This is a genomic window from Pseudomonas sp. C5pp (genome assembly GCF_000814065.1).
GTDB classification, from domain to species: domain Bacteria; phylum Pseudomonadota; class Gammaproteobacteria; order Pseudomonadales; family Pseudomonadaceae; genus Aquipseudomonas; species Aquipseudomonas asiatica.
Genome location: NZ_JWLN01000011.1, coordinates 1 through 22,885, shown reverse-complemented (window position 1 = coordinate 22,885; position 22,885 = coordinate 1). Strand labels below are relative to the sequence as shown.

The 22,885-nt window shown below is 60.3% G+C and carries 21 protein-coding genes and 2 tRNA genes; 7 read left to right on the top strand and 16 right to left on the bottom strand.

Annotation, left to right across the window (positions count from 1 at the left end):
• Nucleotides 1-2 precede the first annotated feature (2 nt).
• Together RR51_RS11010 and RR51_RS11005 are read right to left on the bottom strand one after the other, a co-directional pair.
• Nucleotides 3-917 (bottom strand): ABC transporter permease subunit, encoded by a 915-nt coding sequence (locus RR51_RS11010; protein WP_013974411.1) that lies wholly within the window; start codon nt 915-917, stop codon nt 3-5.
• A gap of 156 nt (nt 918-1,073) precedes the next feature.
• On the bottom strand, nt 1,074-2,210 hold the full coding sequence (locus RR51_RS11005; protein ID WP_039613526.1) for a branched-chain amino acid ABC transporter substrate-binding protein: 1,137 nt from the start codon (nt 2,208-2,210) through the stop codon (nt 1,074-1,076).
• A 468-nt stretch (nt 2,211-2,678) separates the two neighbouring features.
• Here RR51_RS11005 and pncB point away from each other — a divergent pair, with 468 nt between their 5' ends.
• Nucleotides 2,679-3,884, top strand: a complete 1,206-nt coding sequence (pncB, locus tag RR51_RS11000) for a nicotinate phosphoribosyltransferase (protein ID WP_015271989.1) — start codon at nt 2,679-2,681, stop codon at nt 3,882-3,884.
• 3 nt (nt 3,885-3,887) lie between these two features.
• Complete coding sequence (gene nadE, locus RR51_RS10995) at nt 3,888-4,715, top strand: ammonia-dependent NAD(+) synthetase (protein WP_013974414.1); 828 nt, start codon at nt 3,888-3,890, stop codon at nt 4,713-4,715.
• 80 nt (nt 4,716-4,795) lie between these two features.
• On the opposite strand, the gene azu is transcribed toward nadE, so the two are convergent.
• Entirely contained in the window at nt 4,796-5,245 is a 450-nt protein-coding gene (azu, locus tag RR51_RS10990) for an azurin (protein WP_015271990.1), read from the bottom strand.
• Nucleotides 5,246-5,594: 349 nt separating this feature from the next.
• Here azu and RR51_RS10985 point away from each other — a divergent pair, with 349 nt between their 5' ends.
• The gene (locus RR51_RS10985) at nt 5,595-6,182 is read left to right on the top strand and encodes a TIGR00730 family Rossman fold protein (protein WP_023660590.1); all 588 of its coding nucleotides are present in this window, start codon (nt 5,595-5,597) and stop codon (nt 6,180-6,182) included.
• A 135-nt stretch (nt 6,183-6,317) separates the two neighbouring features.
• Here RR51_RS10985 and RR51_RS10980 read toward each other — a convergent pair whose 3' ends face one another.
• From RR51_RS10980 to rnr, 8 genes are all read right to left on the bottom strand, one after another.
• Complete coding sequence (locus RR51_RS10980; RefSeq protein ID WP_013974417.1) at nt 6,318-8,618, bottom strand: YgiQ family radical SAM protein; 2,301 nt, start codon at nt 8,616-8,618, stop codon at nt 6,318-6,320.
• A gap of 116 nt (nt 8,619-8,734) precedes the next feature.
• Complete coding sequence (dnaB, locus tag RR51_RS10975) at nt 8,735-10,132, bottom strand: replicative DNA helicase (protein WP_015271992.1); 1,398 nt, start codon at nt 10,130-10,132, stop codon at nt 8,735-8,737.
• 113 nt (nt 10,133-10,245) lie between these two features.
• On the bottom strand, nt 10,246-10,692 hold the full coding sequence (gene rplI, locus RR51_RS10970) for a 50S ribosomal protein L9 (RefSeq protein ID WP_003249568.1): 447 nt from the start codon (nt 10,690-10,692) through the stop codon (nt 10,246-10,248).
• A gap of 20 nt (nt 10,693-10,712) precedes the next feature.
• Nucleotides 10,713-11,576 carry a hypothetical protein gene (locus RR51_RS10965; RefSeq protein WP_003259010.1) on the bottom strand — a complete coding sequence of 288 codons (864 nt, stop codon included), beginning with the start codon at nt 11,574-11,576 and terminating at the stop codon, nt 10,713-10,715.
• 33 nt (nt 11,577-11,609) lie between these two features.
• Nucleotides 11,610-11,840: a 30S ribosomal protein S18 gene (rpsR, locus tag RR51_RS10960; RefSeq protein WP_003249563.1), complete on the bottom strand. Its 231-nt coding sequence runs from the start codon at nt 11,838-11,840 to the stop codon at nt 11,610-11,612.
• A gap of 28 nt (nt 11,841-11,868) precedes the next feature.
• Nucleotides 11,869-12,294, bottom strand: a complete 426-nt coding sequence (gene rpsF, locus RR51_RS10955; RefSeq protein WP_013974420.1) for a 30S ribosomal protein S6 — start codon at nt 12,292-12,294, stop codon at nt 11,869-11,871.
• A gap of 305 nt (nt 12,295-12,599) precedes the next feature.
• Nucleotides 12,600-13,346, bottom strand: coding sequence for a 23S rRNA (guanosine(2251)-2'-O)-methyltransferase RlmB (gene rlmB / locus RR51_RS10950; RefSeq protein WP_003259007.1), 747 nt, complete (start codon nt 13,344-13,346; stop codon nt 12,600-12,602).
• Nucleotides 13,343-15,919, bottom strand: coding sequence for a ribonuclease R (gene rnr / locus RR51_RS10945; protein ID WP_039613525.1), 2,577 nt, complete (start codon nt 15,917-15,919; stop codon nt 13,343-13,345). Before rnr ends, rlmB begins: the two co-directional genes overlap by 4 nt.
• 271 nt (nt 15,920-16,190) lie before the next feature.
• Between rnr and RR51_RS10940 the strand changes: the two genes are divergently transcribed.
• The 4 genes from RR51_RS10940 to RR51_RS10925 all read left to right on the top strand — a co-directional run bounded on the left by RR51_RS10940 (nt 16,191) and on the right by RR51_RS10925 (nt 19,306).
• Nucleotides 16,191-16,277: transfer RNA gene (locus RR51_RS10940), tRNA-Leu, on the top strand.
• An 88-nt stretch (nt 16,278-16,365) separates the two neighbouring features.
• Nucleotides 16,366-16,452, top strand: a tRNA-Leu gene (locus tag RR51_RS10935).
• A gap of 275 nt (nt 16,453-16,727) precedes the next feature.
• Nucleotides 16,728-17,741: an extracellular solute-binding protein gene (locus RR51_RS10930; protein WP_013974422.1), complete on the top strand. Its 1,014-nt coding sequence runs from the start codon at nt 16,728-16,730 to the stop codon at nt 17,739-17,741.
• The gene (locus tag RR51_RS10925) at nt 17,741-19,306 is read left to right on the top strand and encodes an ABC transporter permease (RefSeq protein WP_039613524.1); all 1,566 of its coding nucleotides are present in this window, start codon (nt 17,741-17,743) and stop codon (nt 19,304-19,306) included. The genes RR51_RS10930 and RR51_RS10925 overlap by 1 nt, the downstream gene beginning before the upstream one ends.
• Before the next feature lie 50 nt (nt 19,307-19,356).
• Here RR51_RS10925 and RR51_RS10920 read toward each other — a convergent pair whose 3' ends face one another.
• From RR51_RS10920 to RR51_RS10900, 5 genes are all read right to left on the bottom strand, one after another.
• Nucleotides 19,357-20,013, bottom strand: coding sequence for a Bax inhibitor-1 family protein (locus RR51_RS10920; RefSeq protein WP_013974424.1), 657 nt, complete (start codon nt 20,011-20,013; stop codon nt 19,357-19,359).
• Between the two features lie 227 nt (nt 20,014-20,240).
• Entirely contained in the window at nt 20,241-20,615 is a 375-nt protein-coding gene (locus RR51_RS10915; RefSeq protein ID WP_013974425.1) for a hypothetical protein, read from the bottom strand.
• A complete protein-coding gene (locus tag RR51_RS10910) occupies nt 20,615-21,583 on the bottom strand; it encodes a hypothetical protein (RefSeq protein WP_039613523.1) in 969 nt (322 codons plus the stop codon). The genes RR51_RS10915 and RR51_RS10910 overlap by 1 nt, the downstream gene beginning before the upstream one ends.
• Before the next feature lie 9 nt (nt 21,584-21,592).
• The gene (locus RR51_RS10905; RefSeq protein WP_039613522.1) at nt 21,593-22,081 is read right to left on the bottom strand and encodes an Hcp family type VI secretion system effector; all 489 of its coding nucleotides are present in this window, start codon (nt 22,079-22,081) and stop codon (nt 21,593-21,595) included.
• 231 nt (nt 22,082-22,312) lie between these two features.
• A complete protein-coding gene (locus RR51_RS10900) occupies nt 22,313-22,804 on the bottom strand; it encodes a DUF2867 domain-containing protein (protein WP_039613521.1) in 492 nt (163 codons plus the stop codon).
• Between the last annotated feature and the right edge of the window lie 81 nt (nt 22,805-22,885).

Genomic DNA, 22,885 nt, shown 5'->3' with positions numbered 1-22,885 from the left:
GTTCACACCTTAGCCACGAGCGGGCGACCCAGCAGGCCTTGTGGGCGGAAGATAAGGATCATCACCAGCAGCGAGAAGCTGAACACGTCCTTGTAGTCGGAGTTGATCAGGCCAGAGAACAGCGACTCGGAAATGCCCAGGATGATCCCGCCGAGCATGGCGCCAGGCAGCGAGCCGATACCGCCGAGCACCGCGGCGGTAAACGCCTTGATACCGATGATGAAGCCGGCGTAGAAGTCGAAGGTGCCGTAGTTCATGGTGATCAGCACGCCGGCCAGGGCAGCCATAACCGCACCGATGACGAACACGTAGGAAATCACCCGGTCGGTGTTGATGCCCAGGATCGAGGCCATCTTGCGGTCTTGCTGGGTAGCACGGCACATGCGGCCGAGCTTGGTGTACTTGATCACATAGGTGAGCAGGCCCATGCCAACGAAGGCTGCCACCAGGATGAAGATCTTGGTGTAGGTAAGTTGCACGAAGCCGGTGCCCACTTCGACACGCCAGGCGCCTTCCAGCAGGGTTGGCACGCCTTGCTGGCGGGCGCCCTGGCTGATCTGCGCGTAGTTCTGCAGGATCAGCGAGATGCCGATGGCACTGATCAGTGGTGCCAGGCGGGTGGAGTTGCGCAGGGGTTTGTAGGCGATGCGTTCGATGGTGAAGCCGTACACGCCGGTGACGACGATGGTGAACAACAGGGTGCCCAGCATCAACAGGGGGAACGACTCGATACCGAAATAAGCCAGCAATGCCAGGCTGATCGCCGCGAGGTACGCGGAAATCATGTACACCTCGCCGTGCGCGAAGTTGATCATGCCGATGATGCCATAGACCATTGTGTAGCCGATGGCGATCAGGCCATAGACCGACCCGAGGGTCAGGCCGTTGACCAGTTGCTGCAGGAAAATACCATCCATAACGCAATCTCACCTGATTGAGATTGCACGAGCGCCGACCACGGCGGGCCTGGAACAGGCGGCCCTCGCAGCGCAGTACTGTGCAGATCTACGGATAAAGACAGGTACCGCGGGGCTTTGGCCCGGGGGCTGACGCGCCCGGGCCGTGGGCCGTTGTTATTTTTGTTTTTCCAGCTGGTGGTACTTGCCTTGGGCATCCCACTGGTAGACCACATAGTCGGACACGGTGAGGTCACCCTTCGAGTCCCACTTTTTCTCGCCCATGACGGTCTGCACCGGGTTGGCCTTGAGCCACTCGGCAGCCGCTTCGCCCTTGTTCGACTTGGCGCCGTTGAACGCGGCAGCCAGGGCCTGCAGCGAGGCATAGGCGTACAGGGTGTAGCCTTCAGGTTCGGTACCGGCCTTGCGGAACTCCTCCACCACCGCCTTGCTGTCAGGCAGCAGGCGCGGGTCGGCGCCGAAGGTCATGTACACGCCATCGACGTATTGCGCGCCGCCAGCGGTGGACACCAGTTCGTCGGTGACGATGCCGTCATCGGACATGAACTTGACGTCCTTCAGGCCCTGCTCGCGCAGCTGGCGTACCAGCGGGCCGGCTTCCGGGTGCAGGCCGCCGAAGTAGACAACGTCGGCACCGGTGGAACGGATCTTGGTGACCACGGCACTGAAGTCCTTCTCGCCGCGGGTCAGGCCTTCGTACAGCACCGGCTTGACGCCGCGTTTTTCCAGCTGTGCCTTGGTCGCGTCGGCCAGGCCTTGGCCGTAGGTGTCCTTGTCGTGCAGCACCGCGACTTTCTTGCCCTTGAGCACGTCGACGATGTAATCGCCGGCGACGATGCCCTGCTGGTCGTCACGGCCGCACATGCGGAACATGGCGCCCAGACCGCGCTCGGTAACCTGTGGGTTGGTGGAGCCCGGGGTGATGGCGATGACGCCAGCCTCGTCATACACCTCGGAGGCCGGGATGGTGTTGGAAGAACAGAAGTGGCCTACCACGCCAATCACCTTGTCCTGGTCGACCAGGCGGTTGGCCACGGCCACGGCCTGTTTCGGCTCGCAGGCGTCATCGCCCTTGACCAGTACGATTTTCTCGCCATTCACGCCACCGGCGGCGTTGATCTTGTCGGCCGCTGCCTGCGCACCTTTCATGTACTGCTCGCCAAACGCTGCGTTAGCCCCGGTCATCGGGCCCGCTACACCGATCTTGACGTCGGCCTGAACATACGAAGAAACACCCAGTGCCGTAGCTACGGCCAGAGCCAGGAAACCTTTCTTGTAAAACGTCTGCGACATGAGGTGGTGCTCCTAGAGTTTTTTTGGTTGGCACTACAACTTCTCAGCCCTGTGCTCAGAGCAAGGGCCGTGCCATAGGGTTTGTCTTCCGGCAAAACACACTGCGCAGGTTGCCTGCAGGCGACCGACGGCCTTTTCTTTATTGAGCGTGCAACCGTCTGCCACGCGGCAGGCGCCACCAGACGTACAGACAAGGAGCAACCGTCGAGTGCCATCATTGCAACCCTGGCAAGTGTTTACGTGCAACCGCCCTGTAACAGCGGACGTCACCGAACTGCACACAGCTGGTGCGCGACTGCTACAAGCGGCACCGTTTCAAGGCTAGCTGGTGCACGAAAAAAACACGCGGTTTTGGCAGATACGCGGCCCTGTGGGAGCGGGTTCACCCGCGAAGAGGCCAGCCCAGACACAACAAGGCCGAAAAGGCTGGCACAATGTCCGCCATTCGCCGCTTCCGGAGCCCCATTGATGAGCGAGAGCGCATTCGCCGAGCGCATCGTGCACAACCTGCTCGACACCGACTTCTACAAACTCACCATGATGCAGGGCGTGCTGCACAACTACCCGGATGCCGACGTCGAGTGGGAATTCCGCTGTCGCAACGGCGAGGACCTGCGCCCATACCTCGGCGAGATCCGCAACCAGCTAGAGCTGCTCAGCGACCTCACCCTGGATGACGGCCAGCTGGCCTTTCTCGAACGCATCAGCTTTCTCAAACCAGATTTCCTGCGCTTTCTGCGCCTGTTCCGCTTCAACCTGCGCTACGTACGCCTGGGGATAGAAAACGACCAGCTGTTCCTGCGCCTGAAAGGCCCGTGGCTGCATGTGATCCTGTTCGAAGTGCCGCTGCTGGCGATCATCAGCGAAGTGCGCAACCGCCATCTACACCCGCGCATGCGCCTGGCCGAGGCCCGCGACCAGCTATACCGCAAGTTCGACTGGCTGCGCGCGCATGCCAACGAAGATGAACTGGCCGAACTGCAGGTGGCCGACTTCGGCACCCGCCGGCGCTTTTCCAGCCGAGTGCAGGAAGAGGTGGTGCGCGTGCTGCGCGACGATTTCCCAGGCCGCTTCGTCGGTACCAGCAACGTCGACCTGGCATGGAAACTGGATATCAAGCCGCTGGGTACCATGGCTCATGAATGGATCATGGCCCACCAGCAACTCGGCCCGCGACTGATCGACAGCCAGATCGCCGCGCTGGACTGCTGGGTGCGCGAGTACCGCGGCCTGCTCGGTATCGCCCTGACCGACTGCATCACCATGGATGCCTTCCTCGGCGATTTCGATCTGTACTTCGCCAAGCTGTTCGACGGCCTGCGCCACGACTCGGGGGAACCGGTGGCATGGGCGGAAAAAGCCATTGCCCATTACCAGAAACTGGGTATCGACCCGATGACCAAGACCCTGGTGTTTTCCGACGGTCTCAACCTGACCCGCTCGCTGGAAATCTTCCGAGCCCTGCGCGGTCGCATCAACGTCAGCTTTGGCATCGGCACCAACCTAACTTGCGACATCCCGGGTGTGGCCCCGATGAGCATCGTGCTTAAAATGACCGACTGCAACGGCGCGCCGGTAGCGAAGATCTCGGACGAAGCCGCCAAGACCCAATGCCGCGACGAGAACTTCGTCGCCTACATGCGCCATGTATTCAAAGTCCCCAGCAAGGAGTAACCCATGCAAGCGGTTCAGCAAGAGATTGCCCAGGCGCTGAAGGTACAGCCGCCGTTCGCCGACGCCGCCGCGCTCGAGGCCGAAGTCGCCCGGCGCGTGGCGTTCATCAAGGATTGCCTGGCCAACGCCCGGCTCAAGACCCTGGTGCTGGGCATCAGCGGCGGCGTCGACTCACTGACCGCCGCCCTGCTCGCTCAGCGCGCCATCAACGAGCTGCGCGCCGAAACCGGTGACAAGGCCTACACCTTCATCGCCGTACGCCTGCCTTACCAGGTCCAGCATGACGAGCATGACGCCCAGGCGTGCCTGGAAGTGATCAAGGCCGACGAAGTGCACACCGTGGATATCGCCCCGGCAGTACGGGCGCTGGCGGCTGAAGTGGTGGAGTTGAAGAACGGCTCGCCGACGCTGGTGGACTTCGTGGTCGGCAACGTCAAGGCACGCACCCGCATGGTCGCCCAGTACACCATCGCCGGTGCCCGCGCAGGCCTGGTGATCGGCACCGACCACGCCGCCGAGGCAGTGATGGGCTTCTTTACCAAGTTCGGTGATGGTGCCTGCGACCTGGCGCCGCTGAGCGGGCTGGTGAAGAACCAGGTGCGGGCGATTGCGCGCAGCTTCGGTGCGCCGGAGTCACTGGTGGAGAAGGTGCCGACTGCGGACCTGGAAGACCTGGCACCGGGCAAGCCGGACGAAGCCTCCCATGGCGTGACCTACCAGCAGATCGATGCCTTCCTGCATGGGCAGCCGGTTGACCAGGAAGCGTTCGACATTATCGTCGCCACCTACCGCAAGACCCAGCACAAGCGCGAACTGCCGTTCGCCCCTTGATCAGGCTGTAGAAAGACCTGTGGGAGCGGGTTCGGCGCCCCGGTGAACCCGCTCCCACAGGGTTCACCGTCAGCCTTTGATTACTTGACGACGACCTTGCCCTTCATCATCGAGATGTGGCCCGGGAAGGTGCAGAAGAAGCTGTAGTCGCCACCGGCTTCCAGCTTGGTAGCGTCGAACTTCACCTCGGTCTCCTTCTCAGGAGCACCAATCATCTTGGTGTGGGCGATGATCGCGGCGTTGTCAGCCTTGATGTAGTCCTTTTCCAGACCCTGGCTCATGCCTTCGGTGGCAATGCCCTGCATGTCGGCAGTCTTGCTGATCACCAGGTTGTGGCCCATGACGTTCTTCGGCAGGTTGCCGGAGTGGGTCAGTTTGACGGTGAATTCCTTGCAGCTCTTGTCGACGGTGATTTCCTTGGTGTTGTAGGACATCTGGTCGGTGGAGTCGACAGTCACCGAGCACTCGGCTGCGAAGACAGAAGCGCTGGCGAGGGTCAGCAGGGATACCGCTACAGCTTTCGCAAACATCATGAATCTCCTTGGCAGGGTTTTATCAATTGCGAGACTGCCTGAAACCGTTCAGCCCCTTGCTGATATGGGTCAAGGGGCTGTCAAGAGGCCAGCCAGTAGAATTGTTCAATGGATTGTATACAACCAATTCAAGGGCACATCATGCCCTTTTATTGGACGATGGGACAACCTCTCATTTAGGAGCAATACGAAATGACCCTTGGTAGCCTGATGAACAGCCTGCTGGCGGCCTACGCCCATGGAGCGACCGGCGCCATCTGCGAATTCTCCCGACCGGAGTGAAACCAGCCTTGGAACTGTAGGACATGGGCCTTACCCTGTCAGCCTGTGTGACTGGAGATGAGCAATGCCCGTACGTTCCGTTTGTGTGTTCTGCGGCGCCAGCATTGGTGCCAACCCCGCTTACCGTGAAGCGGCCATCGCGCTGGGCCAGGCGATAGCCCGTCGCGGCCTGACCCTGGTCTATGGCGGCGGCGCAGTTGGCCTGATGGGCACCGTCGCTGACGCGGCCATGGCGGCCGGTGGCGAAGTGATCGGAATCATCCCCGAGAGCCTGATGAATGCCGAAATCGGCCACAAGGGCCTCAGCCGCCTGGAAGTGGTCGACGGCATGCACGCGCGCAAGGCACGCATGGCCGAACTGAGCGACGCCTTTATCGCCCTGCCCGGTGGGCTGGGTACGCTGGAGGAGTTGTTCGAGGTATGGACCTGGGGGCAATTGGGCTATCACGCCAAGCCACTGGGGCTGCTGGATGTGAACGGTTTCTACGAGAAGCTGGGCGGGTTCCTCGACCATATCGTCGAAGAAGGCTTCGTGCGGCCGCAGCATCGGGCGATGTTGCTGCTGGGGCAGCAGCCCGATGAGCTACTGGACGGGATGGACAGCTTTGTTGCGCCTGTGGCGCCGAAGTGGGTCGACAAGAAGCCTGACTGATTTCCAGATTTCGGGGCTGCTTTGCAGCCCTTTCGCGACACAAGGCCGCTCCCACAACAGCACTTCGTACGCCGATCGATGTGGGAGCGGCCTTGTGTCGCGAAAGGACCGCAAAGCGGTCCCGATATGGATCAGTTAGCGCGGAATGACCGGCTGACGCGGCTTCTTGTTGCCTTTGCCACCCTTGGCCGCTTCCTTGCGCTCCTTGGCCGCCTGCTGGTTACGCGCAAACGCTTCGGCCTTGGCTTTTTCACGCTTGTCCCACGGTTTGCTGCCATCACTGCCACGCGGGGGCAGGCCGGTGTGCTGGGTAAGGACCTTCTGCTCCTTGCCCACCTTGTGGCTACCCGCCGGGGTCGAGTTCTTGCGGCGAGCACTCTGGTAGGTATCGGTCTGCGGCTGGTGCAGCGGGATCAGCTGGTGCTTGCCCGGCCCGATCAGGTCGGCACGGCCCATGCGCTGCAGCGCCTCACGCAGCATCGGCCAGCCCTTCGGATCGTGGTAACGCAAGAACGCCTTGTGCAGACGACGCTGCTCCTCGCTCTTGACGATCTCCACACCCTCGCTCTTGTAGGTCACCTTGCGCAGCGGGTTCTTGCCCGAGTGGTACATGGCCGTGGCCGAAGCCATCGGCGACGGGTAAAACGCCTGCACCTGGTCGGCACGGAAGCCGTTGCCCTTCAGCCACAGGGCCAGGTTCATCATGTCTTCGTCGGTGGTGCCTGGGTGGGCGGCGATGAAGTACGGGATCAGATACTGCTCCTTGCCCGCCTCTTTCGAGAACTTCTCGAACATGCGCTTGAAGCGGTCATAGGTGCCAATACCCGGCTTCATCATCTTGTCCAGCGGGCCACGCTCGGTGTGCTCAGGGGCAATCTTCAGGTAACCACCGACATGGTGGGTGACCAGCTCCTTGACGTACTCCGGCGACTCCACCGCCAGGTCATAACGCAGGCCAGAGGCAATCAGGATCTTCTTCACACCCGGCAGGGCACGAGCCTTGCGGTACAGCTCGATCAGCGAGCTGTGGTCGGTGTTGAGGTTTTCGCAGATGCCCGGGAATACGCACGACGGCTTGCGGCAGTGCTTCTCGATGTCATGGCTCTTGCAGGCGATGCGGTACATGTTGGCAGTCGGGCCGCCAAGGTCGGAGACCACGCCGGTGAAGCCCGGCACCTTGTCACGCATCTCTTCGATTTCGTGCAGGATCGACTCGTGCGAGCGGTTCTGGATGATGCGGCCTTCGTGCTCGGTGATCGAGCAGAAGGTGCAGCCACCGAAGCAGCCACGCATGATGTTCACCGAGAAGCGGATCATCTCGTAGGCCGGGATGCGCTCCTTGCCGTAGGCCGGGTGCGGCACACGGGCATAGGGCATGCCGAACACGTAGTCCATTTCCTCGGTGCTCATGGGGATGGGTGGCGGGTTGAACCACACATCCACTTCGCCATGCTTCTGCACCAGGGCGCGGGCGTTGCCCGGGTTGGTCTCCAGGTGCAGCACCCGATTGGCATGAGCATAGAGTACCGGGTCGTTACGCACCTTTTCGAACGACGGCAGGCGGATCACCGACTTTTCCCGGGTCATGCTCGGGCTGTCGAGAATCTGTACGACCTTGGCTTCGTTCGGGTCCTCCTGGTCGCCCTTGGCCTGCTCGATGGCACAGGCCTGGGTGTCCTGGGTATTCACGTACGGGTTGATGATCTTGTCGACGCGACCCGGGCGGTCGATGCGGGTCGAATCGATCTCGTACCAGCCCTGAGGCGTGTCGCGACGCACGAAAGCAGTGCCGCGCACATCGGTGATGGTCTCGATCTTCTCGCCGTTGGACAGGCGCTGGGCCACCTCGACCACCGCGCGCTCGGCATTGCCGAACAGCAGGATGTCGGCGCTGGCGTCGATCAGGATCGAGTGACGGACCTTGTCCTGCCAGTAGTCGTAGTGGGCGATGCGGCGCAGCGAAGCCTCGATGCCGCCCAGTACGATCGGCACGTGCTTGTAGGCTTCCTTGCAACGCTGGCTGTACACCAGGCTGGCACGGTCCGGACGCTTGCCGGCCAGGCCACCAGGGGTGTAGGCGTCGTCAGAACGGATCTTCTTGTCCGCGGTGTAGCGGTTGATCATCGAGTCCATGTTGCCCGCGGCCACACCGAAGAACAGGTTCGGCTCGCCGAGCTTCATGAAGTCGTCTTTCGACTGCCAGTTCGGCTGGGCGATGATGCCTACGCGGAAGCCCTGTGCCTCCAGCAGGCGGCCGATGATGGCCATGCCGAACGACGGGTGGTCGACGTAGGCATCACCGGTCACGATGATGATGTCGCAGGAATCCCAGCCGAGCAGATCCATCTCCTCCCTGCTCATCGGCAGGAAAGGTGCTGGCCCGAAGCATTCGGCCCAGTACTTGGGATAGTCGTAGAGTGGTTTGGCTGCTTGCATGTCAGTGACCGGTTCTGGTGTGCAGGGAAATCGCGGGCGCGGAGGATAGCACAAATTTTGACCAAATCCGACGATGGTTGTCGGATTCATGGCTTGCCGGCGATGAGGCCGGTGGCTTATTCGTCGTCGTCGAAGTTGTACATGCCCGGTGCAAGGTTCTCGAAGCGGGTGTACTTGCCGATGAACGCTAGCCGCACGAAGCCGATCGGGCCGTTACGCTGTTTACCGATGATGATTTCCGCCACCCCCTTGTGTTCGGTCTCGGGGTGGTACACCTCATCGCGGTAGACGAACATGATCACGTCGGCGTCCTGCTCGATCGCACCGGATTCACGCAAGTCGGAGTTCACAGGGCGTTTGTTCGGGCGCTGTTCCAGGGAGCGGTTCAGCTGCGACAGGGCGATGACCGGGCAGTTGAATTCCTTGGCCAAAGCCTTGAGCGAGCGGGAGATCTCGGAAATCTCGTTGGTCCGGTTGTCACCGGCCGAACCCGGGATCTGCATCAGCTGCAGGTAGTCGACCATGATCATGGCGATTTCGCCGTGCTCGCGGGCCAGACGACGGGTACGCGCGCGCATTTCAGAGGGGCTGATACCGGCAGTATCGTCGATGAAAAGCTTGCGGTCGTTGAGCAGGTTCACAGCCGAGGTCAGGCGCGGCCAGTCATCGTCGTCCAGCTGGCCGGAACGCACTTTGGTCTGGTCGATACGGCCAAGGGACGAGAGCATACGCATGATCAGCGATTCACCTGGCATCTCGAGGGAGAACACCAGTACCGCCTTGTCGGTACGCAGTACGGCGTTTTCCACCAGGTTCATGGCGAAAGTGGTCTTACCCATCGACGGTCGGCCGGCGACGATGATCAGGTCGGCTGGCTGCAGGCCGCTGGTCTTCTCGTCGAGGTCGGTGAAACCGGTGGATACGCCGGTGATGTCACTGTCGGAGTTGAACAGCGTGTCGATGCGGTCGATGGCCATGGTCAACAGTTCGTTGACCCCAACCGGGCCGCCGGTTTTCGGGCGAGCCTCGGCGATCTGGAAGATCTGCCGCTCGGCGTCGTCGAGAATTTCTTCGGCGTTGCGCCCTTGCGGGTTGAACGCATTGTCGGCGATATCGGTACTGATGCTGATCAGCTGGCGCAGGGTGGCGCGCTCGCGAATGATCGCGGCGTAGGCCTTGATGTTGGCCACCGACGGGGTGTTCTTGGCCAGCTCGGCCAGGTAAGCCAACCCACCGACTTGCGAAGAAAGGCCTTCCTTGTCCAACTGCTCGTGCAGGGTCACCACGTCGAATGGCTGGTTGGCGTCGGCCAACTTGTGCACGGCACGGAAGATCAGGCGGTGGTCATGCCGGTAGAAGTCGCCATCCGATACCTGGTCCAGCACCCGCTCCCAGGCGTTGTTGTCCAGCATCAGGCCACCGAGCACGGCCTGTTCGGCCTCGATGGAATGCGGCGGCACCTTCAGGGCTGCGGTTTGCAGGTCAAGCTGTTCGGAAGTGGTGATCTCGTTCATGGCCACGAAAGAATTCTGGAGGATGAAAAAGACAAAGGGCACGGCCTGTCGAAAACAGGACCGTGCCCGATGTTAACCGCCTGCCCCACAAGGAGCCAGACAGTCAGCGCAGCTTAGGCAGCTACGACGACCACGCGTACGGTGGCTTCAACGTCGCTGTGCAGGTGCACGGCTACGTCGTATTCGCCAACCTGACGGATGGTGCCGTTCGGCAGACGAACTTCAGCCTTGGCCACTTCAACGCCGGAGGCGGTCAGGGCGTCAGCGATGTCGTGGGTGCCGATCGAACCGAACAGCTTGCCTTCGTCGCCAGCGGTGGCAGTGATGGTCACTTCCAGCTCGGCCAGTTGGGCAGCGCGGCTTTCAGCCGAAGCTTTCTTGTCAGCAGCTGCTTTTTCCAGCTCGGCGCGACGCTCTTCGAACGCAGCCAGGTTGGCGGCGTTGGCAACGGTGGCCTTGCCGAATGGCAGCAGGAAGTTACGGCCGTAACCAGCCTTAACTTTTACTTTGTCGCCCAGGTTGCCCAGGTTAGCGACTTTTTCCAGCAGGATCAGTTCCATTTGGTAAAACCTCTTAACTTTTAACCTTCACCGTTCGCGGAGTCATTCCCCTTGGGGGACTTGCGACCGCGAAAATCAATCAGGCTGTCGACAATGGCCAGAACCACCAGCAACGGATAAATCAGCTGCATGATCAGCGGCAGCGTCACGTACATGCCCACCAGCCAGAACCCGGCCAGTCGACCCTGTGCCACCAGCCCATGCATCAAGGCGATGCCGGCCAGTACCAGTACCAGGCTCGAGGCCGATGCCAGGACGATGAACTGCGGCCCGATGAACGGGGCCACCACCATCACTGCCACCAAGACCGCCATGGTCTGTTTCGGCAACTTCAGGGCGCGAAACTCGCGACCGAAGCCTCCAGGGTTGTACAACGCTGCCTGCCAGTAGCGCGCCAGCACCAAGGCCAGCACACTGAACAATTGCACCGTCACTGCTGTGGAAGCGACCAGCACAGGGCGGATCAGCTCACCGGAGAGCACCGGCTGCCCCTCGATTTTCGGCATGGCTTCGGCAAAGGCCTTGGCCAGTACATCGAAGGTTTGCGCCAGCGCCAGATCGAGCACGAGGCTGAAAGCCACGGCGAACACGGCACTGACCAGCAACACCCGGCTCCAGGGATGCTCGGCGCGCAACAGCGCAGCCAAGCCCAGGGCACCCGCGATCACCAGAAAGGTGATGGGATCGCCCATGACCCACACGGCCAACCCGGCCAGCAGGCCGCCGGCGATGACCGTTGTAGCATCCTTGAACCCACGCCGCAGCAGCACAAGGCTGCCGGCAGCGGCACTCAACCAGAACAGCAGCGGCAGTACCGCGCTGATGACCACCACCAGGGTGGCCTGCACACGACCGCGCATGATGAAACTTGCTAACGCTCGCATGCTAATCCCTTACTGCTTGTCGACGACCCGGTCTCAGCGGCCGTGGCTGTCGGTGTAGGGCAGCAGGGCCAGGAAGCGGGCGCGCTTGATAGCGGTAGCCAGCTGACGCTGATAACGAGCTTTGGTACCGGTGATACGGCTTGGAACGATCTTGCCGGTTTCGGATACGTAAGCTTTCAGGGTGTTGAGATCTTTGAAGTCGATCTCTTTCACGTCTTCAGCAGTGAAGCGGCAGAATTTACGACGACGGAAGAAACGTGCCATTTAATAGGCTCCTCTAAAGGTCCGTGGATTACTCGTCAGCGTTATCGCTGGAGTCGCTGTCATTGCTGTCGTCGCCGTCGGCGGATTCAGCATGCTCAGGACGCTCACGACGCTCACGGCGCTCGCTGCGGTTTTCTTCAGCCTTCAGCATCTCGGACTGGCCGGTAACGGCTTCGTCACGACGGATGACCAGGTTACGGATAACGGCATCGTTGTAGCGGAAGTTGTCTTCCAGCTCGGCCAGGGCCTTGCCGGTGCACTCAACGTTCAGCATCACGTAGTGAGCCTTGTGAACATTGTTGATTGCGTAGGCCAGTTGACGACGGCCCCAGTCTTCCAGGCGGTGGATCTTGCCACCATCTTCTTCGATCAGCTTGGTGTAACGCTCAACCATGCCGCCGACTTGCTCGCTCTGGTCCGGGTGAACCAGGAAGATGATTTCGTAATGACGCATGAATGCTCCTTACGGGTTAGTAGTCTGCCAGCGAATCTGGTCAGACAAGGAGTGAATGACACTGTATGTCTTGCACGGAGGGGAGGCACATGCGCGCCTGCCAGCTCGGCAAGGGGCGCAATTGTAGAGAAGGCGAGGCGTACAAGCAAGGTGATTGGTGAATATTTGAACAGCCTGAAACACATTACAGACTGCCGGCCCTTTCGCGGGTAAACCCGCTCCCACAGATACCCCACAGGGCTTAGGCCTTGTGCGATCCCTGTGGGAGCGGGTTTACCCGCGAAGAGGCCGGTACAGGCTGAAGATCAGCGCTTGGCCTGACGCTGACGCACAGCCTCGAACAGGCACACGCCAGTCGCCACCGACACGTTCAGGCTGCTGACACTACCGCCCATCGGCAACTTCACCAGGAAATCGCAATGCTCGCGGGTCAACCGGCGCATGCCCTTGCCTTCCGCGCCCATGATCATTACCAACGGCCCGGTCAGGTCCTGCTGGTAGATCTCCTGCTCGGCCTCGCCGGCGGTACCTACCACCCACAGGCCACGCTGCTGCAGTTTTTCCAGGGTGCGCGCCAGGTTGGTCACGGCCACCAGCGGGATCACCTCCGCCGCGCCGCAGGCCACCTTGCGCACGACCGGCGTCAGGGTTGCGGACTTGTCCTTGGGCACCACCACTGCCGTGGCACCGGCGGCATCGGCGGTACGCAGGCAGGCGCCAAGGTTGTGCGGGTCGGTCACGCCGTCCAGCACCAGGATCAGCGGTGGTGTTTCGGTGCGTTCGAGCAATTCCTCGAGCATCAATTCGCCCCAGACCTGGCTCGGGCTCACCTCGGCGACCACACCCTGGTGCACGCCTTCTACCCAGGCATCCATCTCACGACGCTCGGCCTGGCCGACCGCCACGCGATTTTCCGCAGCCAGCGCCAGCAAGGCCTGCAGGCGAGGCTCGCTGCGCCCTTCCGACAGCCAGATCTGCTTGACCCGCTTCGGATGGTGCTGCAGCAATGCCTGCACGGCGTGCACGCCGTAGATCTTTTCCAGCTGACTCATGACTTGCTCTTGCTCTTGCGTGGCGCGCCGGACTTCGACGGGCCTTTACGGTGCTTGGTCGGCTTGCCGGAGGCCTTGCCGCCCTTTTCCGACTTGCTGCTGGCATGGCCGCCACTGCGCGCCTCGCTCATCAGTGCCTTCTTCATTTCGCGGCTCTTGCGCACTTCGGCGTTACGCTGCACAGCGTCTTTCGGGAAGTACGCCTCGGCGGTCTCGCTCTTGCGGCTGCGCGGCTTCGGTGTGGCCTTGGCCTCGACCGGGGCCTGCTCGGCCTGGCCGGCAGCCGGTGCGGCACCACGCTGCTTGCGGCCGATCGGGGCGGCGAGGGTCTTTTCCGACACTTCGAAGTCGATCTTGCGTTCGTCCAGGTCGACGCGCATGACCTTGACCTCGATCGTGTCGCCCAGTCGGAAGCTGCGACCGGTACGCTCGCCAGACAGGCGGTGGTGCACCGGGTCGAAGTGGTAGTAGTCACCCGGCAGCGCACTGACGTGCACCAAGCCTTCCACATAGATATCGGTCAGCTCGACGAACAGGCCGAAACCGGTTACCGCAGTGATCACACCCGGGAAGGTTTCGCCGACGCGGTCCTTCATGAACTCACACTTGAGCCAGTTGACCACGTCACGGGTGGCTTCATCGGCCCGGCGCTCGGTCATCGAGCACTGCTCGCCGAGCTGCTCGAGGGTGTTCTCGTCGTACGGGTAGATACGCGCCTTGGGGATGCTCATGGCGCCAGCACGCTTGACGTGCGGGGTGTCGACCCTGGAACGGATGATGCTGCGGATGGCGCGGTGCACCAGCAGGTCCGGGTAGCGACGGATCGGCGAGGTGAAGTGGGTGTAGGCCTCGTAGTTCAGGCCGAAGTGGCCGTTGTTGTCGGTGCTGTACACCGCCTGGCTCAACGAACGCAGCATCACGGTCTGGATCAGGTGGAAGTCCGGGCGCCCGGCGATGCTCGCCAGCAGTGCCTGGTAATCCTTCGGCGACGGGTCCTTGCCCTTGTGCAGGGTCAGGCCTAGTTCGCCCAGGAAGGCGCGCAGCTTTTCCAGACGCTCCGGCGGCGGGCCGTCGTGCACGCGGTACAGGGCCGGCACGCCATGCTTCTGCAGGAATTCGGCGGTGGCCACGTTGGCCGCCAGCATGCATTCTTCGATCAGCTTGTGGGCGTCGTTGCGCACGGTCGGGCGGATTTCCGCGATCTTGCGCTCGTCACCGAAGATGATGCGGGTTTCCTGGGTCTCGAAGTCGATCGCGCCACGGGTGTGACGGGCCTCCACCAGCACCTTGTACAGGTTGTACAGGTTCTTCAGGTCCGGGACGACTGCCTTGTACTCCTCGCGCAGCGCCTTGCCCTCACGGGTGCGGGAGTGCTCGAGCATGCTGCTGACCTTGTTGTAGGTCAGGCGGGCGTGGGAGTGGATGACGCCTTCGTAGAACTGGTAGTCGACCATCTGGCCGGCTTTGTTCATGGTCATTTCGCAGACCATCGCCAGGCGATCGACATGCGGGTTCAGCGAACACAGGCCGTTGGACAGCTCTTCGGGGAGCATCGGTACCACGCGCTCGGGGAAGTACACCGAGTTGCCGCGCTGCTGGGCCTCGACGTCCAGGGCCGAACCCAGGCGCACATAGCTGGACACGTCGGCAATGGCCACATACAGGCGCCAGCCACCGGAGAACAGGCGCAGCTTGCCCAGCGGCTCGCAATAGACGGCATCGTCGAAGTCGCGGGCGTCCTCGCCGTCGATGGTGACGAACGGCAGGTGGCGCAGGTCGACGCGCTTCTCCTTGTCCTTCTCTTCGACTTCGGAGCGGAACTTGCGCGCTTCCTTGATCACCTCTTTGGGCCAGACGTGCGGGATATCGTAGCTGCGCAGGGCAACGTCGATTTCCATGCCCGGCGCCATGTAGTTGCCGATGACCTCGACCACATCGCCTTGCGGCTGGAAGCGCGGGGTCGGCCAGTGGGTGATCTTGATCTCGACGAACTGGCCGATCTTGGCACCGCCGTTGCGCCCGGCGGTGACCAGCACTTCCTGCTGGATCTTCGGGTTGTCCGGGGTCACGTAGCCGATACCGCCTTCTTCGAAGTAACGGCCGACCACGCTTTCGTGGGCGCGGGAGATGATTTCGACCAGCACGCCTTCACGGCGGCCACGGCGGTCGACGCCAGAGACGCGGGCCAGGCCGCGGTCACCGTCGAACACCAGGCGCATTTGCGACGGGCTGAGGAACAGGTCTTCGCTGCCGTCGTCCGGAATAAGGAAGCCGAAGCCGTCGCGGTGACCGGAGACGCGGCCGCAGATCAGGTCCAGCTTGTCTACCGGGGCATAAGTGCCGCGCCGGGTATAGATAAGCTGGCCATCGCGCTCCATTGCACGCAGGCGGCGGCGCAGGGCTTCGATCTGGTCTTCGTCGTACAGACCGAACTCGGCCGCCAGCTCCTCGCGTGCGGCCGGTTCGCCACGGTCGGCGAGGCGCTGCAGGATCAGCTCACGGCTGGGAATAGGGTTGTCGTATTTTTCCGCTTCGCGAGCGGCCTCGGGATCGAGGGATTGCCAATCGGCCATCAGAAGGGGTTCACCTTGGGGTATATAGATAGGAATTCTGGCATAGGCGTATTGAAACCGGAAATGTCAGCCTTGGACAGCCCCACCGGCGTGTCTGGCGAGGACGAATAGGCCTGCGGAATCAACAAGTTGAATTTTTTGAAATTTTTTTTGCTTGGGGGGTTTACAGCCCCCCGGACCGTCCGTATAGTGCGCACCACAACGACGGACAACCCCGAAGTTGTAGTAGAGATGAGCGGCGCTGTAAAGCATCAAGTAATCTCGAATGTGTGCCCAGGTGGCGGAATTGGTAGACGCGCTGGTTTCAGGTATCAGTGGCTTAACGGCCGTGGAAGTTCGAGTCTTCTCCTGGGCACCAAATATTTTCAAGTAACAGATGACCAAGGATCTGTTACTACTGTGTGAAAGCGAACGATAGTCGCCTTCTCCAGATGATGTAAAGCTTTGCCCAGGTGGCGGAATTGGTAGACGCGCTGGTTTCAGGTATCAGTGACTTAACGGTCGTGGAAGTTCGAGTCTTCTCCTGGGCACCATACAAAAACCCACTAGCTTGCTAGTGGGTTTTTTCTTGCCTGCGATTTTTGTATCCCTCCTCTTTTCGGTCATAGGTGCAAACCTGTGCTGGCCTCTTCGCGGGCGCGCCCGCTCCCACAGAATCATCACAGGCCTTCCGGCTAGTGAAATACCTGACACCTTCAGACTCTTGCACCATGGTCTGACCATGAATTTCTCGTCACCCGGCCACTTGAGAAACGATTTCGTTTACCATTGTTTCCAAATATGTAGCCGTAAGCGAGGAAGTACCCGCATGACGATCCGCCCGCAACCGCTGATGCGTACCTTGGCCGCCGCCGTGCTGAGCCTGGCCATCGGCGCTCCGGCCGCCATGGCAGACGCACCGGTCACCCTGACCATGTACAACGGTCAGCACAAGGAAATCGGCGAGGCCATCGCCAAGGCCTACGAGGCCAAGACCGGCATCCACATCGATATCCGCAAGGGCAGCAGCAACCAGCTGGCCAGCCAGATCATCGAGGAAGGCGAACGCTCGCCGGCCGACATCATCTACACCGAAGAGTCCCCTCCCCTGAACAACCTGGGCGAACTGGGCTTGCTGGCGAAGATCGATGACGCCACCGCGAACATGATGCCCAAGGAGTACGTTGGCGCCAACGGCACCTGGATGGGCATTACCGCCCGTACGCGTATCGTCGTGTTCAACCCGAAGAAGGTCGACGAGAAAGACCTGCCGACCACCGTGATGGACTTTGCCAACCCCGAGTGGGAAGGCCGCGTTGGCTATGTGCCCACCAGCGGCGCCTTCCAAGAACAGGCCGTGGCCATCCTGAAGATGCACGGGCGAGAAGCCACCGAAGAATGGCTGACCGGCCTGAAGGCATTCGGCAAGACCTACACCAACAACATGGTCGCCCTCAAAGCCGTGGAAAAAGGCGAAGTGGCTGCGGTACTGGTGAACAACTACTACTGGTATGCGCTGGAGCGCGAGCGCGGCAAGCTGGACACCAAGCTCTACTACCTGGCCGATGGCGATGCCGGCAACCTGGTCACCATTTCCGGCGCAGCCGTGGTCAAGGCCAGCAAGCACCCGAAAGAAGCCCAGGCCCTGCTCAACTGGATGGCCAGCGAAGAAGGCCAGCGCGTGATCACCCAGACCACCGCCGAGTACCCGCTGCACAAAGGCATGGTCTCCGACCGCGGCCTGAAGCCGTTCGAAGACCTGCGCCCACCGAAGATCTCACCAGCCGACCTGGGCAATGCCGAGGAAGCGATCGAGCTTGAGCGCGAGGTCGGCCTGCTCTGATGACTGCCGCCCTGTCCGAACCGGTGCCGGTTCGCTTCGTACCGCGCCGCAAGCGCCCCTCTGTCTGGGTGGTGCTGCCTGTGCTGTTCCTGGTAGCGATGAGCTTGCTGCCTTTGCTGTACGTTGCCATGAAAGCCTGGGAGGCCGGCTGGCGCGAAGCCTTGCACCTCCTGTGGCGGCCGTTTGTCTGGGGGCTGATGCGCAACACCCTGATGCTGATGGTCGGGGTGACGCTGACCTGCATGGTGGTCGGCCTGGCCCTGGCCTGGCTGCTGGAGCGCAGCAACCTGGCCGGCCGCCGGTTGTGGGGCGTGGTGCTGTGCCTGCCGTTCGCCGTGCCGTCGTTCGTCAGCAGCTTCACCTGGGTGTCGCTGAGCTCGGACTTCGAAGGGCTCGGCGGGGCGATCATGGTCATGGCCCTGTCCAAGTACCCACTGGTGTTCCTGCCGGTGGCCGCGACCCTGCGCAACCTCGATACCTCGCTGGAGGAATCGGCACGTACGCTGGGCTGCAGCCGCTGGGGCGTATTCATCAAGGTCACCCTGCCGCTGCTGTGGCCGTCGATACTTGGCGGCGCGCTGCTGATCGCATTGCACATGCTGATCGAGTTCGGCGCCCTGTCGATCCTCGGCCTGCAGACCTTCACCACAGCGATCTATCAGCAGTTCGAACTGGAGTTCAGCAACGCCAACGCCGCCATGCTTTCGGCGGTGCTGTTGGCACTGTGCCTGCTGATGCTGTGGCTGGAACTGCGCGTGCGCGGCAAGGCCCGTCACGTGCGCATCGGCCAGGGTGTGGCGCGGCGAGCACAACCGGTGCGGTTGCGTGGCTGGGCGGTGCTGGCGCAACTGTTCTGCGTGGGCCTGGCGGTGCTGGGCAGCGGAATTCCGCTGGCCATGCTGGGCTACTGGCTGAGTGTGGGGTCGTCGGCAGCCTTCCCAGTGGCAGCCATATCCAAGGCGCTGTTCACCTCGTTGTCGGTGTCGCTGGGCGGCGCCGGCTTCTGCGTGCTACTGGCCCTGCCAATCAGCTTCCTGGTGGTGCGCTACAAGGGCCGCCTGGCAATTTGGGCCGAGCGCCTGCCATATCTGTTGCACGCCCTGCCCGGCCTGGTGATTGCCCTGACCCTGGTGTTCTTCGCCCTGCATTACGTGCCAGCGCTGTACCAGACCACGGCACTGTTGCTGCTGGCCTATGCGTTGCTGTTCCTGCCGCTGGCGCAGTCGCCGGTGCGCACCGCACTGAACAAGGCTTCACCTACCCTGGAGGAAGCGGCACGGACCCTGGGCGCGAGCAGCTTTGCCGCGTTCTGCCGGGTGACCCTGCCGATCATCTTCCCGGCCATGGCGGCAGCTTTTGCCCTGGTGTTCCTGGATGCCATGAAGGAACTGACAGCTACCTTGCTGCTCAGCCCGACCGGCATGACCACCCTGGCCACCGAGGTGTGGGCGCATACGGCCAACGTCGAGTTCGCGGCGGCAGCGCCTTATGCGGCGTTGCTGATCGTAGTGTCGGGGCTGCCGGTTTATCTGCTGACTACGCGGATGTATTTGAACAAGGCTTGAAAGCTTGCCCAGGCCGCCATGCGGCCTGGGCATTAAGCCACCTGGGCAACTCACTTCTTGGACATGATCCGCAAGACCCGCAGAAACAGATTGATAATGTCTAGATACAGCGATGCAGCGCTGTCTATTGCATTATCCACGGTACGCTCAATCTGGTTCGCACGCCCCCAATCAACCCCGATATAGCCACAGAAGATCAGTGCAGTGATCCAATCCATTACCCCGAGATGGATACCGAATAACCAAACCTGCGCCAATTCAACGAAGATCACAGCTATCAAAGCTATGCATAATGACGCCTTGATGCGCTTGAAGAAGCGGGGGAATACAGACCCCAGCAACATCATGGTAACGGTTAGCAAGACGGTCGCCTGCAAGGCATTCACGATGTTTTCATGTGAGTACTTTGGGAGGACGATGACAAGCAGCAACCCGACCGGAATCACGATCAGGTTGTAGCCGAGGAAACTGTACAACGGCTTTTCAGATTTGAAGATGATCGCGACACCCGCTAGCGCGGTGATCAAGTAGCCAACCAGGAACAGCATCATGGGGATGGACCGAACAATATCGGGCGGCACCGTGATTACCAGATACCAGTTGACGAAGAAGCCCCACAGCAGTACTGCGCCGAGGATCAGATTGTAGATGCACGCCGATATTTTATGATTGGTTCCGAGTCGATTGAAGGTTTCGTTCTCCAGCATGTCTGTTACGCCCCCTGGCGTCTATGCTTGTAAATACTGCCCGCGATAACGTGCGCTCAACGCCACCCCGCTAAGCAACTGCTGTTTCGCGGCGGCGGAGCCTTATGCGGCGTTGTTGATCGTGGCATCGGGTTACCGGTGTATTTGCTGACTATACGGATGTATTTGAATAAGGCGGAGAACGGGTCCAGACTGGTGACCAACCCGATTTCATTAATATACACCCGTCATCTCAGAAACCTTATCCAAACACAGAACATAGCCAGCAAGACAAAAAGCAGCACGTGAGCATGCCATAACCAAACCAGTAGTTTTTTAAGGCTTTGAGGGGCATTGCGGACATCTTCACTGTCCAACATACCTTTGCGAATGCAAAAACCCTTCATTGATAGCATCGCGGAAACTGACCCCAAACGCATAATCTGCCCAAGCATACCAGCACGGGCATACATTGCTTTGTTTCCCACAACCATGGGACTATTTGAGAAGCTTGCCTCGACCTTATCAAGGAAGCGGTATGCAATTACAATCCACGTTCCAAACATTAAAAATGGTGATGCAAACAAACACACTCCGAGCACCGCGACCTGCACATTGGTCATTACAGCACCTCATATAAAACTTCTCCAAGAAACTCGCCACCCATTTCTCCTAACGCCCCACCTACACTACCTCCAGCCACCCCGCCGAGCACCACGCAAGCGACAGCCCCTGCACCTGCTGTAGGAATACCCACAGCAGCACACGCAATCGGCCCTAAGAAACCACCAGCATATCCAGCCATTCCTCCAACCCCCCAACCTCCCACGAGAGAACTCCTCTCGACATACTTAGCCCTTCTACAATCCTCTTCCCGTCCAAGCGTGCAAGCATTACGAATGGACAGTTCGGTTGAAGCCACATCAAGCGCCATACCTAAATATGTCCCTTTCTTTATCCAACTCGCCGCTTTCGTCACGCCCGCGATTTTTTCTGCATAGCCATTGATCTCGCCAGTGTGCAGAAAGCTTTTGGTAGATATTCCCAGCGCTTTTTTTATCTTACCCTGATTTCGCAGCCCCGCCCCATACGCAGCCATGCTATTCAGCTGAGTCTCTAATCTCAAAAACAAATCCGTGCGTTTCGCGTAGAAATCATTACGCGCCTTCAACGTACCTTGATGCAAATATTTTCGATGCAGTTGATCAATCTCCTCTAGCGTTTTCTTAATAGCCTCAAGATGCTTGCTCCAGGCATCACTGGCTGCACCTGCACCTATAGACGCACGGGTCAACAAGCTCTGCAACAGGTCATAGTTCTCTAGGAAGAATCCATCGATTCCCCCTCCGTTCAACTCGATATCAAGGTGTATCGCAGCCGCCTTACCCATGAGAAAAGCTTCATGACTAGTGCAGGAGGGAGTGCTTGGATCACCCACGATCACGAGTTCGCCAGGGAAAACGACGCTATTAACAATATGCGCATTCAACACATCAAACTTGGCCCGCTGATTGGCCGACATCGGCGTGCCGGCCTTCAGCGACTCATACGATTGCGCCTGGAGATTGATAAAGCTACGTGCCTCGGACATGGTCGCACCTCACGCATATTTCTTGTTGCTGATGCGATCCCAGCCGCCGGTCACATTGCCGCCGGCACTGCCGTCGAGGCGCTTCTGCCGTGTGTAAGTGGTCTTGATACGGCCATAGTTCAGTTGCACCACCTCGATCGGCACGCCGGCACTGGCGCTCTGGGTGTAGTCAGCGATGATCACTTCTTCGAGGACGACCTCGTAGTATTTGAGCTTGTCGCCACCCGCACGACACAGCACCAACTTCACTTCTTTCAGGTGCTGGCCGGCACAGCTGGCTTCCAGCAGCTTGCAGCTGGCGCTGTCCAGGTGCTTGGTGAAAGAGAAGTTGGTGAGGGTGGTGCGACCTGATGATGCGCCGCCCGCAGAACTGGCGGTGGCAGAGGTGCTCTGGTTGGCACCAAACTTATAGCCAGCGATCTCGATCCAGTTAGTGAACTGCTCGTCCAGCGCCTCACCAGCGATTTCGTTGATTTGAATATAAGCATCGAAAGCCATGCTTACCTCTCCCTGGTAATGTTTGGGCTGATAACGACAACGCTCTGACATTGTCGTCTTGCGGTTGTGCCTGAAAAGCGCACGGCGGTTTAGCGCTGTCGCCTCAAGGCCCGGTTGACACTAGTTCCCGGCGCCAAGCCACGCAATAGCACGCACCAACCAAAGCAAACTTTGGGAAATTACCTACAACATCAGGTAAAAATTCTGGTTTATCAGGTAAGAATCTGCTGCTTATCGACGCTCGAAACGATGGCCCTGCAAGTTGCTCAGCATCCGCCGCACGATCACGCCATGAACCCATCCAACCGGTACCATGTACAAACGCCCAAAGGTGTTGAAGCACTTCACCGAGGTGGTCACGTTCAACTGCGGGAAGCCGCACTCCCCTGTCGACACATCCATGCAGACCATGACGGCCAAGTGCGTATCGCGCGAGGTCAGCACCAGTTGCTGGTCGCTGATGGCCTCGACAGTGAAGAAGTCCAGACCCTCGCCGACGGCTGGTACATGCTCTGGATCGCGGCGAGTGAAGCCGTGGATATCGGCGACATTGAAACGACGTGAGATGAAGTCGTGAACGTGAAAAGCCAAGGCCAGCCAGCCGGGGACGTCCGAGGTCATGGCGCAGTAGGCTTGCAGGGCGGTCAGCGGTACCGTCAGCTGCACGCTGTCAGTGTGGAGAAAATCAAGGCATGCCTTGGCGGCGACCAGTTGGGCGGACATGAGCAACTCCCTTTGTCATGTGTCGCCGACAGCTTAGCAACATGACTCGCTGTAGGAGCGGCCTTGTGTCGCGAAAGGGCT

What these genes read in the sequence shown, in the direction of transcription:
- RR51_RS10930 (WP_013974422.1), top strand. Translation starts at nt 16,728, where the DNA reads ATGACGATCCGCCCGCAACCGCTGATGCGTACCTTGGCCGCCGCCGTG.
- rnr (WP_039613525.1), bottom strand. Translation starts at nt 15,919, where the DNA reads ATGGCCGATTGGCAATCCCTCGATCCCGAGGCCGCTCGCGAAGCGGAA.
- pncB (WP_015271989.1), top strand. Translation starts at nt 2,679, where the DNA reads ATGAGCGAGAGCGCATTCGCCGAGCGCATCGTGCACAACCTGCTCGAC.
- RR51_RS10985 (WP_023660590.1), top strand. Translation starts at nt 5,595, where the DNA reads ATGCCCGTACGTTCCGTTTGTGTGTTCTGCGGCGCCAGCATTGGTGCC.
- rpsF (WP_013974420.1), bottom strand. Translation starts at nt 12,294, where the DNA reads ATGCGTCATTACGAAATCATCTTCCTGGTTCACCCGGACCAGAGCGAG.
- rplI (WP_003249568.1), bottom strand. Translation starts at nt 10,692, where the DNA reads ATGGAACTGATCCTGCTGGAAAAAGTCGCTAACCTGGGCAACCTGGGC.
- RR51_RS10965 (WP_003259010.1), bottom strand. Translation starts at nt 11,576, where the DNA reads ATGCGAGCGTTAGCAAGTTTCATCATGCGCGGTCGTGTGCAGGCCACC.
- nadE (WP_013974414.1), top strand. Translation starts at nt 3,888, where the DNA reads ATGCAAGCGGTTCAGCAAGAGATTGCCCAGGCGCTGAAGGTACAGCCG.
- RR51_RS10915 (WP_013974425.1), bottom strand. Translation starts at nt 20,615, where the DNA reads ATGACCAATGTGCAGGTCGCGGTGCTCGGAGTGTGTTTGTTTGCATCA.
- RR51_RS10910 (WP_039613523.1), bottom strand. Translation starts at nt 21,583, where the DNA reads ATGTCCGAGGCACGTAGCTTTATCAATCTCCAGGCGCAATCGTATGAG.
- rpsR (WP_003249563.1), bottom strand. Translation starts at nt 11,840, where the DNA reads ATGGCACGTTTCTTCCGTCGTCGTAAATTCTGCCGCTTCACTGCTGAA.
- dnaB (WP_015271992.1), bottom strand. Translation starts at nt 10,132, where the DNA reads ATGAACGAGATCACCACTTCCGAACAGCTTGACCTGCAAACCGCAGCC.
- RR51_RS10905 (WP_039613522.1), bottom strand. Translation starts at nt 22,081, where the DNA reads ATGGCTTTCGATGCTTATATTCAAATCAACGAAATCGCTGGTGAGGCG.
- RR51_RS10920 (WP_013974424.1), bottom strand. Translation starts at nt 20,013, where the DNA reads ATGCTGGAGAACGAAACCTTCAATCGACTCGGAACCAATCATAAAATA.
- RR51_RS10925 (WP_039613524.1), top strand. Translation starts at nt 17,741, where the DNA reads ATGACTGCCGCCCTGTCCGAACCGGTGCCGGTTCGCTTCGTACCGCGC.
- RR51_RS11005 (WP_039613526.1), bottom strand. Translation starts at nt 2,210, where the DNA reads ATGTCGCAGACGTTTTACAAGAAAGGTTTCCTGGCTCTGGCCGTAGCT.
- RR51_RS11010 (WP_013974411.1), bottom strand. Translation starts at nt 917, where the DNA reads ATGGATGGTATTTTCCTGCAGCAACTGGTCAACGGCCTGACCCTCGGG.
- azu (WP_015271990.1), bottom strand. Translation starts at nt 5,245, where the DNA reads ATGTTTGCGAAAGCTGTAGCGGTATCCCTGCTGACCCTCGCCAGCGCT.
- RR51_RS10980 (WP_013974417.1), bottom strand. Translation starts at nt 8,618, where the DNA reads ATGCAAGCAGCCAAACCACTCTACGACTATCCCAAGTACTGGGCCGAA.
- rlmB (WP_003259007.1), bottom strand. Translation starts at nt 13,346, where the DNA reads ATGAGTCAGCTGGAAAAGATCTACGGCGTGCACGCCGTGCAGGCATTG.
- RR51_RS10900 (WP_039613521.1), bottom strand. Translation starts at nt 22,804, where the DNA reads ATGTCCGCCCAACTGGTCGCCGCCAAGGCATGCCTTGATTTTCTCCAC.